Genomic DNA, 17,077 nt, shown 5'->3' with positions numbered 1-17,077 from the left:
GCCTATCGCCCCCCTGTGCCGGACTTACTGCTCGTTGTTCTCACATACCCCTTTCGTTTATGAAAAGACAACGATCTATACTTTTCCGCCAGCTCGTTCAGCTTCTGTTTGGATAGCTGGCCTGCATTCATATGGAGACCTTTATTACGTGCTTTTTGGATCCTCATGCCCCCACGATTCTTCGAATACAAGTAGTTCGCATAGGTTTCGAATTCAGAGAAAGCAAATTGCTTAGTGCGGTCCATACTGTGTAAAATCGCCGAATACCAAGGCTTCTGATGCTTCACTTCAATCTCTCTTTTCATTTGAGCCAATTGGCTGCGCTCAAACAGCATATAATGCGTCACAAAAGATGAAGCAGATGCCGCCCTCCTACCCATTAGCTTCCTATAGGTTGTAAAGTACTGAGGCTGACTCCAATTACGGCTGTAAAAAATCGTCTTTCCCTTCTCACGGAAACGATGAGGAGCGATTAAGACCGTATCTGCATCGATGACTAAAAAATAGTCAGCCGTACACAGCTTGTCACCATTCAGCTTCAACAATTGCTGGAACAACCAACCGGATCTTTCCCATTTCCGTGAACGGTAATGGATATCTTTTTTAGTAATCGGAAGGACTGTATTCTCATCGACAAAGGTACAGCCCTTTTTTCGGCAGAAATCCAATATCCGTGTCTTTTTTGGTGCGACAATCAGTATTCGACCTATCGGATGCTTAACATGAGTTCGGACAGCGTCAATAACATAAGGGAGGGTAGCCAAATCCTTCTCGATAGCCGGAATAAGCACATCTATGGTAACGGCATGTCTTATGCGGACCTTATTGGGTGAGGGCATACGTACGGTCATCTCCATATCATGATTTTGCTTTAGGATATGAGGATGATAAGGAAAGGGAATGGGCTACACTGTAAACTTAAGAGAGGACAAGGGGGGATTTATACCCTTCTTTTCGCTCATGAAGCCCATTCCAGCTTTTCTACGGATTTATACCGCACATAGAGCCCCCAATTCCAGTATTTCTACACGATTTATACCGTACATTTTGCCCATTGGAGCCCCACTCCCACAGCCAAACTCCTCCTTTCACCCACACGATATCCAGCATTTTTTTCTGTGCAGCAAAAACGCTGGGATGGTATATTGTAGATTGGCTAAATTTATAGCATATTTTAAACGGCACATTTTAAGATGGACTCAACCATCCTCTAACTAGTTTTGTTGAGCTCACTCTATACAGAAATATATGAAGGTGAATCTATTGAATAAGCTCTTATTTCATAATATCCCGCTGGGTGCTACCGGCGAACGCATCCCGCAGGCAGCTGTAGCTTCAGCACAGACCAGCAAGGAGCTGGTGAAGCGGGAAGAGGGAGACTCCGCTTATTTCCGTAGGCTGGAGGAAGGCGGCATCCTGCTCAACCGCCCGCAGATTGCCGCAGTGCGGCATCATAAAGGGCCGCTGCTGACACTGGCCGGCGCAGGCTCCGGCAAAACCTCGGTTCTGATCTGCAGAACCGGTTATTTGTTGTCCGTGCGCGGCGTCTCGCCGAGTCAGCTGCTATTGCTGACTTTCTCGAGTAAAGCCGCGGCAGAAATGCGCGAACGAATCGCCCTGCTCCCCGGAGTCAGCACAGCTGACGTCGCGCGGCTACAGGCTCGTACGTTTCATTCTTTTTTCTTGTTTTTCTTGCGCAGACAGGGATTGCAGCAGGAGATTTTCAGTGAGACACGGCGCCAGCACATCCTATTGAAGCAGATCATGCGTGAGCTCGGACTGCCGAAGGATGCTTATCCACCGGAAACCCTACTCTCACTGCTCTCTTCCTGCAAAATGAACATGGGCACCGTGGAAGATCTGCCAGAAAGCACCACCGCCGAAAAAGAAATGAAATCCATTCTGGAAATATACGAACAATGGAAACTAGACAATTTCAAAATCGACTTCGATGATGTCCTCTTAATCGCTTATCGGATGCTGAAGGAGCGTCCGGTGCTTTTGCAAGAGTTGCAGATGAGATATCTGTACGTGATGGTCGATGAGTTCCAAGATACGAACGCCTTGCAGTACGAGCTTGTCAAAATGGTCGCTCACCCACAGCATAATCTAATGGTGGTTGGTGACGATGACCAGACGATTTATTCCTTCAACGGAGCGCGCAGTGAGTTCATTTTAGAGTTCGAAAAACTCTATCCGGGAGCAAAGGTTATTACTCTCGATATCAACTACCGCTCAGGCCCAGCTATTGTGGGACTTGGCAACGGCATTATCCGGCACAATACACGCCGACGCTCCAAAACCCTGCAAGCCGCAAAAGGTAGTGGAAGTCAGCCACGATATATGCGTCCGCAAACTGCAGATGAAGAAGCGGAGCAGATGATCGAGCATATTTTAAACGAGGTCTCTAGCGGCAAAAGAGAATATAGCGACTTCGCCATGTTGTACCGGGCGTCGAGCAGCAATCGGGCCGTTCTCGAACTACTCCTTTTACGCGACATTCCCTATATTGATTATGGTGAAGGGCAATTACTGTACGAGCACTGGCTGATCTCTCCGGTGCTGGATCATTTGCGACTCTCCGTGAATCGGCGGAATTTTGCAGCAATGGAGAACATCCTGCCGACGCTATATATGAATCGTGAAAAAGGCATGAATCACATCCGCCAGATGGAGGCTAGACAGCCCAAACAAGGACCATTAATCCACCTATTGTCTATGCCTGGCATGGAAGACTTCAAGGGAACTAAGCTAAGAGATCGGCTTGATCTAATCCGGAATATACGCGAACTGACCCCAATACAAGCAATTCGGCAGATTCGTACCCAATTCTACGATTATTTCATCGAAGCGAATGAACGGCATCAAGCAACCTTACATCGCGAGACGCTAAAAGAAATGCTAGATGAGCTAGAATCTTCCGCGGCACGTTTCGACAGCATCCCTGCCTTTCTTGATTTCATAGATAATGTCACGGAGCGTAACGAGCATAATCGCCAACCAGGTACTAAAGAGCAAGGCAACCGGATTGCACTAATGACCATTCATAAATCAAAAGGGCTAGAGTTCCCTGTTGTGTTTTTAATTGGAGCGTCTGAGGGGATTCTTCCGCATAGCTCTGCACTGGAGGGTGACCGGTTAAAAGATCGCAAGCTTGCTGCCGGAAGCAGCGGAGCTTCAAGCCTAGCCGCGCTGGAGGAGGAACGGAGACTGGCGTATGTGGCCGTTACGAGAGCCCGAGAGGAGCTGTTTATCAGCTCACCTGCACAGCATCGCGGTAAAAAAGCGGAGGTTTCCCGCTTCATGTTATCCGCCTTTCGTTCAGCTGTTTCTTCCACAGCAGCAACTACGGTGGGTAGAGCAGTAACAACAAGAACAGTGACGACAAGAGCCTTGCCGACCAGCCGAACAACCACAACAAAAACCCATGTCGTTCCGGTATGGAATTGCACGGGCAGCAGCTGTCCTGGTTGGACACGCATGAAAGCTGGCGGAGCCGAGGACCATCTAACCTCGAAGCCCTGCCCTCTATGTAGCTCGCCTATGGCAAAGGATCAGAGAGAAGTTCCAGTATGATTCTCACAAAAAAAAGCAAGTTTCCTCTTCCCTGGAAACTTGCTTTTTGATATATAACGCCATGTTTCGGCTTAAGTCCACGCCCACAAAAAACCATCGCGATCCCACGCAATTTTGCCGCCGTGCAGCTTTCGGAAAGCTTTCTTTACTTCCTTGGACAGTGAGGCATTGCCATTCTCATTCACAAATACAAATTGTTCCCCAAAATTCTCTTTTACATATTCAATCGCCGCGGTCTGATACAAGGTACCCGTAAACCGAATTTCCTTAACCATCCATTCCGCTACATCTTGTGCTGTTACTTCCATATGGATGTGCCTCCTTTCGTAAGTGCTTCATGCTAAAATGTGCCCTCATTATAACATGAATACAGCCCGACCGGACAAACGTCCGAATCGGGCTGTATTAGGCTGATTTTAATTATTGTGGATAGTTATGATTCGAAGGATAACGGGTCTTCTGTCCGCCACTTACCATCAACAAAATCCCTGTAATCAAGTGCAGTGCCCATCCCACAAGTGGAATCCAAGCCAATAAAGAAGTTACAATTCCGAGCACTGAACCATAGATAGATTCATTGTTCTTTAAAGATAAAATCAAAGTGATTAGATGAAGAATAAACATAAATCCCAGTACAGAGTACCCACTGAACACTACAATAGTAGCACCCAGAAATGGAATCGCCAAAATAATTTCAAACGAGCCTGTAATCCATTTCATACCTCTAGCAGCACTCAATAGACAACCTCCCAAATAGGTAAAATATACTATTTATTATACAAAAATCCAGATTCCTCGTATATGATTTTTATTGTGCTTGCCTATTATAATTTTTATCCCAGTGGCAAGGGCTCAGCACCTTCATGATGTAATTGCTTCTGTACAAAAGGAGACAAGCCTTCCTTGCTCATTGCAGCCGAAGGAGCAAGCCCCAAGCAATGGCACATTAGCGGCGCTAACCGCAACTGGGGAATTACTTGATCCTCTTTTTCGGAAGACAACACATCTACTCCAAACGTATATAACGGCACATCCCGCTCGGAAGAGGTGACCCCACCATGGTACCCGTTTGCGTTCATTCCATGATCGGCCGTAATCAGAATCTTATACCCCTGCTCCATCCAAATGGGCAAAACAGTGGCCAGCAGACCGTCGGCATTACGCACGGAAAGCTCATATTCCTTACTCTCCCCGCCATAACGATGCCCGGCATCATCTATATTCATGGAGTGAATGTATAGAAAATGCGGATCATAAGCACTCCGTAAATACACAGCGTCGGCAAACACATGGCTGTCAGGATAGTGATCTTCGAAATAAAAGCTCCCATGCTGTATCGGTTTCATCACATTATGCTGATGACGATCAGCCAGCGGATCAAAAGGGGCTGAATTATAAAGCTCACTGACCCAATGATAGGCAACAGCAGCTGTACGCAAATTAGCGCCCACTGCCAGATGAAATACACTTTCTTCATGGCTTGGTCTCACAATATGGTTGGCCGTAATTCCATTTTTGGACACGGGTGTACCCGTTAAGAGCACTTCATAAAGCGGGCGTGATAGACTGGGTAATTCTGACTGCACTCGATAACAAGATAAGGATCCTTGCTCCACAAGATGCTCCAGATACCCCATGTACTTGCGAGCAGCATCATATCTAAGTCCATCCAAGACAACCACAATGAGTTTATTGGTCATTTCCGACATTCTACTCACGCTCCTTCTCGCTCTAAATGTAAAAGCTCGGAAGGGTTCAGCGCCAATGTGACTTTGTCCCCTTCTCCAACCCGCAGCCAGCGTCCATCATTTAAAAGATCAACCGTTAAGCGGATTCCTTCAGCCTCAACCGTACATCGAATGATATTTCCAAGCACAGACACCGATTTAATCATTCCATTCACCAGTTGCGCTCCGGCAGCAGCCTCCTGTTGACCTGCTCCCTCATGCAGCAGCGTTACGGCTTCGGGACGAATGGCAAAGCTGTCCATCCCACTATCTATTCCATGGAACAGCGCCATCACTTCAGGCCGAGTCAATACGTTATAACTACCCATGAACCGGGCAACGAACTCTGTCCGCGGCGCCGTATACAGTCCTTCCGGTGTTCCATCCTGAACAATTCGCCCACCGTTCATAATACAGATACGGTCGGATAGGATCAGCGCCTCTTCCTGATCATGCGTAACGAATAGGGTCGTCATGTTAAAACGCTTCTGAATATCGCGAATTTCAGCACGTAGATTCTTGCGAATCTTGGCATCGAGTGCACTCAGGGGTTCATCCAGCAGTAATACTTTGGGCTGCACGGCTAGAGAACGGGCCAATGCTACACGCTGCTGCTGTCCACCGGAGAGTGACTGCGGATAGTCATCCCGCTTCTCCTCCAGATCAACTAAAGCAAGCAGTTCCTCGCAGCGGCTACGTCTGGCGGATTTGGATACTCCACGCATTTTCATTCCATACTCAATATTTTGGCTCACTGTCAAATTAGGGAATAGAGCATAAGACTGAAACACCATCCCCACCTCGCGTTTACGGGGCGGCAGATTTACCAGATCTTTATTTTCCAGAACAATTCTGCCGCCATCCAGTTCCGAAAGGCCAGCTATGCAGCGAAGTAACGTACTTTTGCCACAACCGGAGGGCCCCAGCAGCGTCACAAGCTCCCCTTCGCGAATCTCTAAATCTATATTGTCTAGCACACAGGTATCACCGAACATTTTACGTATACCTTGCAGCTTCAGATAATCGTTCATCCCTTAACGCCTCCCCCCATCTTTTTGCCAAGCTTCATCAGTACCATCGAAAGGACTAGAATAAACAGAAAATACGAGATCGCAATCGCGCTGGCTAAATGCCCGCTTTCGCCCATTCTTTGATATAGATATACCTGAATCGTCTGAATATGTCCGCCAACTAGCATGTTGGTAAGAACAAATTCGCCAAACAGAACAGAGAATGATAACAGGGTCGAAACGATAACCCCAGGCCAGATATTTGGCAAAATCACATTTACAAAAGCCGTTCTGCGGCGGGCTCCAAGCAATTCTGCAGCATGCAGCAGCTCTACGGCGTTAACGGTCAACAGACTATTGCAAATGCCCTGATACATATAGGGAAGAATGACTACAAAATATGCTCCCACCAATAAATAAGCTGTTCCAGCGATATCCAAGGGACCAGAGGAATAGGTACGAATAAGACCCACCGCAGCCACTACACCGGGCACCGCATAAGGCAGAACAACGATCACCTTCATAAAGTTCTCCCAACGCGGAAAATAAATGGTGATGACAAAAACAGCTGGCAGCATCACGGCCAGACTCAGTACTACACTGATCAGACATAAATACAGGGAGGTCCAAAGCGCCTCCAAAAAACGAATATCCTTAAACATTTCTCCGAACCAATTTAATGTCCATGCTTGAGGCAACAAGGTATTCTGCCAGTCCTGCGCGAAGGCATAAATACCGGTTGCCAGCAGTGGAAGTAATAAATACGCCATGAGCATTAGCATGAAGGTACGCGGAGCAAAGCCCGCTTTACGTATATTCATTGCCGAGCCTCCTCACTGGCTGCTGTCCATAAGCGCCGAGAAGATTTGGCTTTTACATTCGATTTACTGAGCGCTTTAGCTCCAAATCTTTCCGTGCGCCGAACCATCAGATGATTCAAATAAACTGCCAAAATCGTAGTCAGACCGAGTAATACAGCAAGCGTACTCCCCATTTCAGGCTGAGTAACCACATCCCCAGCAACCAGAGAACCGATACGTACCGCCAGCAGATTATAATTCCCGCCAACTAATGCGTAAGCCGTGGCATAAGCGCCCATTGCATTGGCAAAAAGAATTCCGAGCGTGCCAAATATCGCCGGGGTTAGAATCGGTAGCCCAATCGTCTTCCAGAACTGCCACGGTCCTGCCCCCAGCAAGGACGCCGCCTCTCTCCACTGCTCACGAATGCCATAAAAAGACGGATATAAGAGCAGTAAGGCTAACGGAACCTGAAAATAGACATACACCAGAATCAGACCAGACCAGCTATATAAATCAAAGTCGGCAAAAACACTCCAGCCCCACTGTTTGAATAAAAGCGTAAACACCCCGTTATTTCCGAGCAAAATAATATATGCAAAAGCTAACGGGACCCCCGCAAAGTTAGAGGTCATATTCGACAGCATTAAGAGTCTGTCCCTTACCTTTGGAGTGAACCGAGTAATACAATATGCACAAAAAAGTCCGACAATGATCCCTATCAGACTTGAAGTTAAAGAGATTAGCAAGCTGTTCTTGATCGCCTGCATGTAATAGGGACTTTGCAGTGCATGCAGATAATTGCCTAGCGTAAACCCAGTTCCGTCTGCCTTTTGGAAACTTCCCGTCAGCATGGACAATACAGGTACCAGCTGAAATGCCAACACCATCAGTGCAAACGGAATGAGTGCCAGAATCACACCGCGGCTTTTCTGTTTCAACTTCCTCACTCCTTGTCGCGGGAATAGAACAAGGGCACCTTACGGCATCGTGACGAAGGCGCCCTGCTTCTTTTTTTAGGGAAGAACAATTCTAGTTCAAATGCACAAGCACACGTTCCTGCCATAATTGCGGAATGGTCTTAGCTGTCTCTTCCCACACCTTGTAATCACCAACAGGCTTAGCATTGACATATTCCTCTTTTGGCAGCAGCTTAGCCGCAACATCATCCGGCAGCGTTACGCTGTCACGGATCGGACGAGCGTACCCTTTGGCAAGATTAATCTGTCCTTCATCACTAAGGATGTACTGACGAGTCAGCTTCGCAGCATTAGGATGCAGTGCATATTTGTTAATGATCGTTGCATAACCGCTCACCACACTGCCTTCCTTCGGAATGGCTACCGCGAAGCCATCTTTGTTGATTTGATCTCTATAGTTCAAAGCGTTGAAATCCCACAGCAGGGTAACTTCTACTTCCCCTTTTTCGATATTGGCAAGGGAAGCTTCTGCATTGGAGAGGCGTCCTTTTTTAGCCAAGTCCTCGAAGAAAGCGATCCCCGGCTCAATGTTCGACTCATCACCGCCAAAGGCAATTGCTGCCGCCAATACAGCCATCTGAGCTTGAGCAGCTTTGGTTACATCGCCAACGATGATTTTGTAGCTGCCGTTCTTCAGATCTTCCCAGCTCTTCGGTGGATTAGCCACAAGCTTGGTGTTCGTCAGAAAAGAAATTGTGCCTTGATAGCCGACAATCCAATTTCCGTCTTTATCCTTAGCCCAATCGGGGATTTCATCCCAGTAGGACGTTTTATAAGGCTGTGTTACTCCTTTATCTACGGCAACCGATCCAAAAGCGATCCCTACATCTCCAATGTCAGCCGTTGGCTTATCTTTTTCTGCATCAAACTTGGCAATTTCCTCCGCGCTCGACATATCCGTATCTGAATGTGTAAGACCATACTTACTACTCATATCACTCCATGTATCTTTCCAATTCGCCCAGGAATCCGGCATTCCCACACTGATAACACTGCCTTCTTCTTTAGCTTTATTCTCGATCTCGGTCAGACTTAACTCTTTGGTGCCAGCATTTCCATTCGTTGTTTCCTCAGCCTTGGCCGAATTTCCACAAGCAGCAAGCAACAGGACGAGCAAGGATAACATTAGACCCATCGATAATTGATTTTTGATCCCTTTTTTCATGATTTCCCCTTCACTCCTATTTCTTATTTGCGGGCTTCTCTATGCTCCAACTGTTAGGCACCCAATTGCAGTATAGGCGTGTACTATTTTCGTGACATTAAGGAGAATAGGAATATTTGTAAATAAAAAATAAGACATACCAAAAAACCACCTGATTTCCTCAGGCAGCTTTGGTGTTTACATTATTTTATTAAATAAAGTTACACTACCTTCTACGCGCCGCGACACTAACCACGCCGTATCTATAGAGCACTTTCTTACCGAACCACCCAAATAACCGATCCGTGAAAAAGCCCATAAAGCCAAGGCAGAATAACCCTACAAAAATCCAATCTGTACGAAAGAATAACCGTGAATTCCAAATCAGATAACCTACACCTTCGTTCGAAGCAATCATTTCCGCACCGATTATTGCCATATACGACGTTCCCATCGCTAACCGGATGCCTGTAAAAATATACGGTATCGTCGCCGGGACAATCACATGAATCAGGATTTGCCACTCACTGGCGCCCATACTGCGGGCTGAGCGGATTTTATCCTCCTCCACAGACATTACACCGGTTAAGGTATTCAGCACCACGATAAAAAAGGTAGCGTACATAATCAACGCAATCTTCGACTGCTCTCCAATGCCAAACCACACGAGAAACAATGTAATGAACGCAATCGGCGGGATAAAACGGATAAAGTTCAGAAAAGGCTCTGCAAAGATACGAATCACATTCACCTTTCCAATTACCAATCCTACAGGAATCGCCATTAAACTGCCGAGTACCCAGCCAATAAGCACCCGGTAAAAGCTAATGCCGATATATTGCATCAAGGTGCCGTCTTCAAGCAGTTCCCGGCCACCCTGGAGCGTACTCCACGGTCCAGGGATCACATCAGGACCGTAGATCACCGCCCCAAGCTGCCAGATGCAGAGTGCGGCAATCCATAGTATAGATACAGAAACCCATTTCTTTTCTACCCATTTCATCATCTGCCCCACCCTATCCTATTCTTCGAAATGGCTCTGAATTTGATTGTATAACGAGTAAAATTCCGGTGATGCGATGTCCCGCGGATAAGGCAACATGTTGTCATAAATGTCCGTGATATTAGAGGAAGGCCCTACAGACATAATGCCGATCCGTTCCCCCAGCAGCAAGGCTTCCTGAATATCATGGGTTACAAAAATCACTGTCTTATGCGTCTGTTGCCAGATATTGACCAGCTCCTTCTGCATTGTCCTCCGGGTCATCGCGTCAAGTGCACCAAAGGGCTCATCCATCAGCAGGATTACCGGATCATTGGCGAGCACCCGTGCCAGCTGAACACGCTGCTTCATCCCTCCTGATAGCTCCTTCGGGAACTTCTCCTCATGCCCGTTCAGACCTACAAGCCCGATGAACCTATCCGATATCGTGCGCCGTTCTGCCTTTGCAATTTTCTTCATTCGCAGTCCGAACTCCACATTCTCTCGAACTGTTAGCCAAGGGAATAAAGAGGAGTCCGCTTGTTGAAACACAACTGCCCGATCTCTGCCAGGCTTATTTACCTCTTCGTTATCCACCCGAAGGTTACCGCCAGATTTGGAAACAAATCCGGCGATCATATTCAGCAGCGTCGATTTTCCGCAGCCACTTGGACCAAGTAGAACGAAGAACTCTCCGCCTTTGATTATGAGATCCACATCTTTAATAATATAATGAACGTCTCCGGCGGTTGGCTCACTGTAGCTCTTGCGAAGCTGCTCAATATGAATGGTGTGTTGCTTAGCAGGCAATGACATTTTGAACCCTCCTATTTCTTATACGTGACTTCTTCCGGCAAAGCTTTGGTCAATGGTTCAAGATTCAGCTTGCTATCCAAATCGAAATCCTTCTCGATGATTCCAGTGTCGACCATATAATTCTTCTGCTTAGTCAGACTGTCATAAGCCGCCTGCGTGAATCCGAGGGCCCACGGATTGTTCGGAAGATCTTTAATCGTGGATTCCTTAGGCTGCTTCACTTCCTCGTACATTAAATCAGCAACCTCATCGGGATGAGCCTGTGCATAGACCCCAGCTTCATCCACTGCTGCGAGAAAGTTCGCAATCCCCTCAGGATTTTTTGTTATAAAATCATTTCCTGCTACAATGCCCATTCCTAATCGTACGGTTGTTTTAGACATATCCGTCAGCTCATGAACACCTGCAAGGGCACCCAGCTTATCATTAAGAACGGAACCATAGAACCATGCCCCATCCACAGCCCCTTGCTTCAAAGCGATATAAGACTCATCAAATGCTCCTTGTCCTATCAGCTCCACATCACTTAATGCAAGTTGATGCTCTTTCAAATATTCATCCCAAAGGTACGGAATGAAGGTTCCACGAATAAAGCTCAGCTTCTTGTCCTTCAATTCCTCAGCTGTCTTGATATCATCCTGTACGAACAGCTTCCATTCTGTAGAAGCTTCATCTGTCGCCAGACCCGCTGAAGCGATGATCGCGTAATCTCCTTTCGACACTGCGTTCAGCAGGGGAAAATCTGCCCCGAAAGCCACATCCACCTGCTTAATGAAGAGTGCATTTACACCTTCTGCCGGGGAACCAAAGTTGACTAGTTCAGCGTCTACCCCGTGTTTCGCAAAGATACCTTTATCTAATGCCACACGAAAAGTTGGATTCGTATTGATGTCAGCGATTTTAATCTTCAAGGTCTCTACTTTGCCGCTAACCGCTCCATCTTTAGCCGGCGACGCATCACCTTTGGAGCCGCAGCCTGATAAAAGGATAACAACGGATAAGGATAAGAGCAGGAAGCTTGAGCTGATCCATGAATTTTTCACAACGACACCCCCTTAAATTTGTTCATTGGCTTTGCGGCTGCTACCTTCATCTGTTGTCGCCACACAAGCAGCCCCTTCAACAAACGGCAGGGTGGTCGCCACACTTACTACAGAATCCGAACCTTTAGGCGCGGCCCCTGGCACTCTGAACTGCGTGACATCTATCCCCTCAATCGCTTGTTCTTCCGGCTGCTCCAGCTGTGGTACCCACGCATAAGGCACACGATAGGAACGGTAAACCATGTTTGTATTTCTGGAATCGTTATACGGTGAGATATATTCCCAGACCAGTTCATGCTCTGGCGTAACCTCGAAAAGTCTACCGTTAGATCCTTCTGTAATTAAGGTGTTGCCATTCGGAAGCCGCTGTGCTGAGCTGATATAAGGACTGTAGAATTTGTAAGAATCCGTCGGAACGGAGAAGCCTGCTTCTGCCGCGGTATACTGCCATTCAATTTCGAGTGTCACTGGATTAATCTCTAGAATTCGAGAGTAGTCGCGGAGTGCATTTTTTTGCCCAAAGGGTGAAGATGGATTGGGAAGACCATAACCGCCCCAACCTCCGTTATCAAATACGAGTAGGTTGCCTTCTCCCGGTAAGCCCTTCGGAATGATGTGTGCATGATGCTGGCCAATGATCCAATCGATATGCTTCAATTCCGGTAATGAGTAATCTGGACCGATTCTCCAAACGATAGCTCCAGTACGCTTATCTGTAATTGCGATAATATTCGCTTCCCGCGCATCCCAGATCACGTTATCCGGATGGAAACGCTCATCTCCTGCATCATAAAATTTATTAGGTCCTACATAGGAAGCTGAGTTGATATGCAACCAGTCACCTACACCCCCGCCCAGATTCCCGAAGGAGCGTGAGTTAGGATCACGGAATAGAACGTTTTTGGCCGCTTCATCAAAGCCAAGCTCTGCAAAATGTTCATTTGGAGCCCACTCCCAAACGATGTTCCCTTCCCAGTCCACTTCGATGATCGTGTCATCCAGCAACTGCTTGTCGGAGATTTGATGGTTGTAAATATTTTTGTGAGCGAGGATTAGGGTGTTTCCACCGTCTACCTTTGGCTCTAGCCCTGGTGCAAAATAACCCACTGGATTGCCTTCGCGCTGATAGTCATGATGCTGGCGGGCATACCAGAGGGGTTCATAACCCGGATCTTCTATATGCTCATAGCTGTTATATCTCCACACGATGTTACCGTCCCAATCGACCTGCACCAGATCTACATTATCCTGAATGCCAAATTTGGGATCTCTTCTACCTGTGCTGCCTAGCACATAACCACCAGGGAAGATTTTAGCCGGAAACCCGAGCAGTCCCTTCCACAAATGCACTTCTTTACCGTTCATATCTATCAGTACAACACCTTCTTCACCTGCTTGAAATACAGTATAGCCGCTCCATGCTTTGCCCGGATTATATACAGTTGCCCCAGTTGGATATATGGTTGAATGTCCCATCGTTCATCTCTCCTACATTTGATTTTTTAATAGCTAAGATAATTACTTTTCTTTGTGACTGCTCGTGGCTTCTGTTCAAGGTTCGGTGCAGACTCGGTCTCCGCATTCTCCTTCGCCAGCTTCAGCAAGGTTTCTGAGAATCCCTCCAGATTGCTGATGATCCGCTGATAGAATTGACTTTGCTGTGCCAATTCCTCTTCCGTAAACCCCTCAAACAGAAGCGAAATACATCGTTCCCCAATGTTGCTGTTAAGCTCCGCCATCTCCCGGCCTTTATCTGTAATGTCCAGCATCACCGTCCTGCGGTCTCCCTCCTTACGTCTCCGTACAGTAAATCCGCCTGTCTCAAGCTTATCGCTCAAAGCGGTGATCGCACCTGACGTAAAGTCCAGTTCATCCGCTAAATCCCCAAGCCGCTGTTCACCCTCGCGAATGATTTTGTGCAGAATCAGCATGCCTGGTAAGGAGATCCCTTCCACAGTGACCTTATCCCGCTCCTTTACGAATCTGCGAACCACCTTGCGAAATCCCCAATCCGTCTCCTCCAGCTGTCTCCAATACGTATCGCTCATGCCTACCTCATCTCTCTCCATAGCCAACAAAAAAGACTCCCAGCACAAGTCCCTGACAAGGGAAAGTACGGGAGCCTTTGGTGGTCCAATCAGCTCGGATGAATTATTTCACTGTTCATTTAATTACTGTTTAACTATTGGTGATATCATATAACCCTTTATTCCTACCTGTCAAGTATGTATTTTAAATACTAAAAAATCACATCCATAATGGCATAAATCGAGTGCTTGTTCCAACTCAAAATCACATAAAATTTAAGCTTTTTCATTGACAATTTGCCCATTGTTAAATATATTGTACCTAAGAATAAATGTTTACCTAGGGAAACAAATTAGATAATTAAAATAAATGTTTCCAACAGGAAACAAATCAATAAATTTCAAGACGAGGAGCTTTTTAATGATTGAAATTAGAAACCTAAACGTGGATTACTTCGGTAATTCAGCTCTAGAAAATGTAAATATTGATATTCCCTTTGGATATACGGTCGGAATTATCGGGCCAAATGGTGCAGGGAAATCCACATTCATTAAGTCGTTGTTAGAAGTAATTAAGAAAAGAAGCGGAACGGTGATGGTAGAGGGAAGAGACATTTCTGAGTATAAGCGTAAGATCGCATATGTACCGCAAAAAAATGACATTGATCTTACTTTTCCAATTACGGTGAAGGATACAGTGCTGACTGGAACATACCCAAACCTGAAGATCTTTCAGCGCCCCGGGAAACAAGAGCGGCAATGCGTCGAGGAATGTATGACCATGGTAGATATAAGTGATCTTGCAAATAAACAAATTAGTAATTTGTCTGGAGGGCAGCTTCAAAGAGTCTTTATTGCTAGAGCGCTTGCCCAAAAAGCAGATGTGTTTTTTTTAGACGAACCTTTTGTCGGCATAGATCTAGTCAGTGAGAAAATTATTGTAAAACTGCTTAAACAGCTTCGCGAAGAAGGGAAAACCATATTGATCGTTCATCATGATTTACATGAAGTCGAAGAATATTTTGACAAAGTCATCATTCTCAATAAAAAGCTGATTGCTTTTGGTGACGTTAAAGACACGTTTACTCCGGAGAATATCCTCAGTGCCTATGGTGCCTCCTTAGGTAATCTGGTGATCAAAGGGATGGGAGGCGCCGATAATGATTGATTATTTCTCATCGTTATTAAACATTCCCATCTATGCACTTAACGCCGGATTGTCTGCTATCATTCTTGGCATTGTTTCAGGGGTTTTAGGAAGTTTTATTGTACTCAGAAAAATGTCATTAATGGGAGATGCTTTGTCTCATGCTGTATTACCGGGTGTGGCGTTATCTTATATTTTAGGGATCAACATTCTTGTGGGAGCTTCATTGTTTGGACTTTTAGCAGCCATCCTCATTCAATTCATAACAAGTCGCAGCAATATCAAAAGTGATACCTCGATCGGAATTATTCTCAGCTCTTTTTTTGCACTGGGGATTGTCCTCATCACGTTTGCCAAAAGCGGGCTTGATCTAACTCACATTTTATTTGGTAACATTTTAGCCGTCCCGCAGTCCGAGTTAATGCAGTCATTTATTATCATGCTTGTTGTTATAGCTATCATTTCATTGTTGTATAAAGAGCTGTTAATTAGTTCGTTTGATCCTGTCGTCTCTAAGGCATTTGGTTTAAAAACGGGGTTCTATCATTATCTATTGATGATGCTGCTATCCGTGGTTACCGTATCCTCATTATCTCAAGTTGGAATAGTGCTTGTGATTGCAATGCTGGTTATTCCAGCAGCTACATCCTATCTTTGGACGAATAAGCTGATCCACATGATTATCCTGGCTTCTACCCTCGGCGCTGTATCTGGAATTATAGGTGTGATCATTAGCTTTAGATTCAATTTACCTACAAGTGCCACCATTGTTCTAGTAGGGGTAAGTTTGTTTGCTATATCATTTATTATCTCGCCTAAAAATAATTTTCTAAGAAAAGGGGTTAAACAAGGATGAAAAAAACAATAAAGATGCTCTCTTTGACAATATTCATCTTACTAGTTACCGCATGTTCAAACGTTAGTGAGGGAGAGGCAGACAATGACAAACTGAAGATTGTTGCAACCTACTCCATTATCGCGGATATGACCGAAAATATTGTAGGGGAAAAAGCTGAGGTCTATAGCATGGTTCCCATCGGAACAGATCCGCATATGTACGATCCGCTACCCAAGGATACAAGTAAAGTCTCTAGTGCAGATTTAGTTTTTTATAATGGGATGAACCTAGAAACAGGGAAAGGATGGTTCCAAGACCTTCTTGATGTCACTAATAAAAAGGACGTTGCTTTTGCAGTCTCGGATGAAGTAACTCCAATGTACCTAACGGAAAAAGGAAAAGAAACTCAGGAAGATCCTCATGCCTGGCTCGATATTCAGAATGCGATTAAATATGTAGATATCATCACTACACGTGTAATCGAAAAAGATCCGGACAACAAAGAGTTTTATCTTCATAACCAATCAGAATATGTTAAGAAACTTAATGAATTGGATCAATACGCCAAAGAAGCGGTAGAAAAAATCCCACAGGAGAAACGCATTTTGGTTACAAGCGAAGGGGCATTTAAATATTTTTCAAAAGCCTACGGATTTGAGTCCGCATTTATTTGGGAAATCAATACCGACAGTCAAGGAACGCCAGAACAAATGAAAAACATCATTATCATTATTGATAAAAATCAAGTGCCCGCTTTATTTCTCGAAACGAGCGTAAATCCAAAAACAATGGAAACCATCTCCAATGAAACGGGAGTACCGATACATTCTAAGATTTTTACCGATTCTTTAGCTAAGAAAGGCGAAGAAGGCGACACCTACATTAAGATGATTAAATGGAATATTGATAAAGTCGTTGAAGGATTATCCTTATAAAAATAGGCTGTCGAGACTTTTCTCGACAGCCTAAACTTATTTAAAGGATATA

Annotated in this window: 17 protein-coding genes; 4 read left to right on the top strand and 13 right to left on the bottom strand. The window is 45.6% G+C overall.

Features of this window, described 5'->3' with window-relative positions; translation table 11 throughout:
- Nucleotides 1–2: 2 nt before the first annotated feature.
- Complete coding sequence (locus tag ACDZ28_RS09825; RefSeq protein WP_042123503.1) at nucleotides 3–839, bottom strand: DUF6492 family protein; 837 nt, start codon at nucleotides 837–839, stop codon at nucleotides 3–5.
- Between the two features lie 424 nt (nucleotides 840–1,263).
- On the opposite strand from ACDZ28_RS09825, the gene ACDZ28_RS09820 reads away from it, so the two are divergent.
- The gene (locus ACDZ28_RS09820; protein ID WP_042123501.1) at nucleotides 1,264–3,576 is read left to right on the top strand and encodes a UvrD-helicase domain-containing protein; all 2,313 of its coding nucleotides are present in this window, start codon (nucleotides 1,264–1,266) and stop codon (nucleotides 3,574–3,576) included.
- A 71-nt stretch (nucleotides 3,577–3,647) separates the two neighbouring features.
- Here ACDZ28_RS09820 and ACDZ28_RS09815 read toward each other — a convergent pair whose 3' ends face one another.
- From ACDZ28_RS09815 to ACDZ28_RS09760, 12 genes are all read right to left on the bottom strand, one after another.
- Nucleotides 3,648–3,884 carry a DUF6953 family protein gene (locus ACDZ28_RS09815; RefSeq protein WP_042123499.1) on the bottom strand — a complete coding sequence of 79 codons (237 nt, stop codon included), beginning with the start codon at nucleotides 3,882–3,884 and terminating at the stop codon, nucleotides 3,648–3,650.
- Nucleotides 3,885–3,996: 112 nt separating this feature from the next.
- Nucleotides 3,997–4,314 (bottom strand): hypothetical protein, encoded by a 318-nt coding sequence (locus ACDZ28_RS09810; RefSeq protein WP_339288866.1) that lies wholly within the window; start codon nucleotides 4,312–4,314, stop codon nucleotides 3,997–3,999.
- 95 nt (nucleotides 4,315–4,409) lie between these two features.
- Entirely contained in the window at nucleotides 4,410–5,285 is an 876-nt protein-coding gene (locus ACDZ28_RS09805) for an alkaline phosphatase family protein (protein ID WP_375104544.1), read from the bottom strand.
- 5 nt (nucleotides 5,286–5,290) lie between these two features.
- On the bottom strand, nucleotides 5,291–6,334 hold the full coding sequence (locus tag ACDZ28_RS09800) for an ABC transporter ATP-binding protein (RefSeq protein WP_042123492.1): 1,044 nt from the start codon (nucleotides 6,332–6,334) through the stop codon (nucleotides 5,291–5,293).
- On the bottom strand, nucleotides 6,331–7,134 hold the full coding sequence (locus ACDZ28_RS09795; protein WP_375104543.1) for an ABC transporter permease: 804 nt from the start codon (nucleotides 7,132–7,134) through the stop codon (nucleotides 6,331–6,333). Before ACDZ28_RS09795 ends, ACDZ28_RS09800 begins: the two co-directional genes overlap by 4 nt.
- The gene (locus tag ACDZ28_RS09790) at nucleotides 7,131–8,054 is read right to left on the bottom strand and encodes an ABC transporter permease (protein WP_375104542.1); all 924 of its coding nucleotides are present in this window, start codon (nucleotides 8,052–8,054) and stop codon (nucleotides 7,131–7,133) included. Before ACDZ28_RS09790 ends, ACDZ28_RS09795 begins: the two co-directional genes overlap by 4 nt.
- A 91-nt stretch (nucleotides 8,055–8,145) precedes the next feature.
- Nucleotides 8,146–9,258 (bottom strand): ABC transporter substrate-binding protein, encoded by a 1,113-nt coding sequence (locus ACDZ28_RS09785; RefSeq protein ID WP_375104541.1) that lies wholly within the window; start codon nucleotides 9,256–9,258, stop codon nucleotides 8,146–8,148.
- Nucleotides 9,259–9,463: 205 nt separating this feature from the next.
- Entirely contained in the window at nucleotides 9,464–10,240 is a 777-nt protein-coding gene (locus ACDZ28_RS09780) for an ABC transporter permease (RefSeq protein ID WP_042123488.1), read from the bottom strand.
- A gap of 18 nt (nucleotides 10,241–10,258) precedes the next feature.
- Nucleotides 10,259–11,035, bottom strand: coding sequence for an ABC transporter ATP-binding protein (locus ACDZ28_RS09775; RefSeq protein WP_375104540.1), 777 nt, complete (start codon nucleotides 11,033–11,035; stop codon nucleotides 10,259–10,261).
- 11 nt (nucleotides 11,036–11,046) lie between these two features.
- Nucleotides 11,047–12,078 (bottom strand): ABC transporter substrate-binding protein, encoded by a 1,032-nt coding sequence (locus tag ACDZ28_RS09770; protein WP_042123486.1) that lies wholly within the window; start codon nucleotides 12,076–12,078, stop codon nucleotides 11,047–11,049.
- A gap of 12 nt (nucleotides 12,079–12,090) precedes the next feature.
- Nucleotides 12,091–13,554 carry an aryl-sulfate sulfotransferase gene (locus ACDZ28_RS09765; protein ID WP_042123485.1) on the bottom strand — a complete coding sequence of 488 codons (1,464 nt, stop codon included), beginning with the start codon at nucleotides 13,552–13,554 and terminating at the stop codon, nucleotides 12,091–12,093.
- 26 nt (nucleotides 13,555–13,580) lie between these two features.
- Nucleotides 13,581–14,126 carry a MarR family winged helix-turn-helix transcriptional regulator gene (locus tag ACDZ28_RS09760; RefSeq protein ID WP_042131772.1) on the bottom strand — a complete coding sequence of 182 codons (546 nt, stop codon included), beginning with the start codon at nucleotides 14,124–14,126 and terminating at the stop codon, nucleotides 13,581–13,583.
- A gap of 403 nt (nucleotides 14,127–14,529) precedes the next feature.
- Here ACDZ28_RS09760 and ACDZ28_RS09755 point away from each other — a divergent pair, with 403 nt between their 5' ends.
- Genes ACDZ28_RS09755 through ACDZ28_RS09745 form a run of 3 tightly spaced genes read left to right on the top strand, consistent with a single transcriptional unit; the run spans nucleotide 14,530 to nucleotide 17,025 of the window.
- Complete coding sequence (locus ACDZ28_RS09755; RefSeq protein WP_331281369.1) at nucleotides 14,530–15,273, top strand: metal ABC transporter ATP-binding protein; 744 nt, start codon at nucleotides 14,530–14,532, stop codon at nucleotides 15,271–15,273.
- A complete protein-coding gene (locus ACDZ28_RS09750; RefSeq protein WP_042123483.1) occupies nucleotides 15,266–16,108 on the top strand; it encodes a metal ABC transporter permease in 843 nt (280 codons plus the stop codon). Before ACDZ28_RS09755 ends, ACDZ28_RS09750 begins: the two co-directional genes overlap by 8 nt.
- Entirely contained in the window at nucleotides 16,105–17,025 is a 921-nt protein-coding gene (locus ACDZ28_RS09745; RefSeq protein ID WP_375104539.1) for a metal ABC transporter substrate-binding protein, read from the top strand. Before ACDZ28_RS09750 ends, ACDZ28_RS09745 begins: the two co-directional genes overlap by 4 nt.
- Nucleotides 17,026–17,077: the final 52 nt, after the last annotated feature.

The sequence above is a fragment of the Paenibacillus sp. RS8 genome, assembly GCF_041956825.1.
In the GTDB taxonomy this organism is placed as follows: Bacteria; Bacillota; Bacilli; order Paenibacillales; family Paenibacillaceae; genus Paenibacillus_AQ.
The sequence above is the reverse complement of the archived record's forward strand: the minus strand, read 5'-3'. Positions and strand labels throughout refer to the sequence as shown.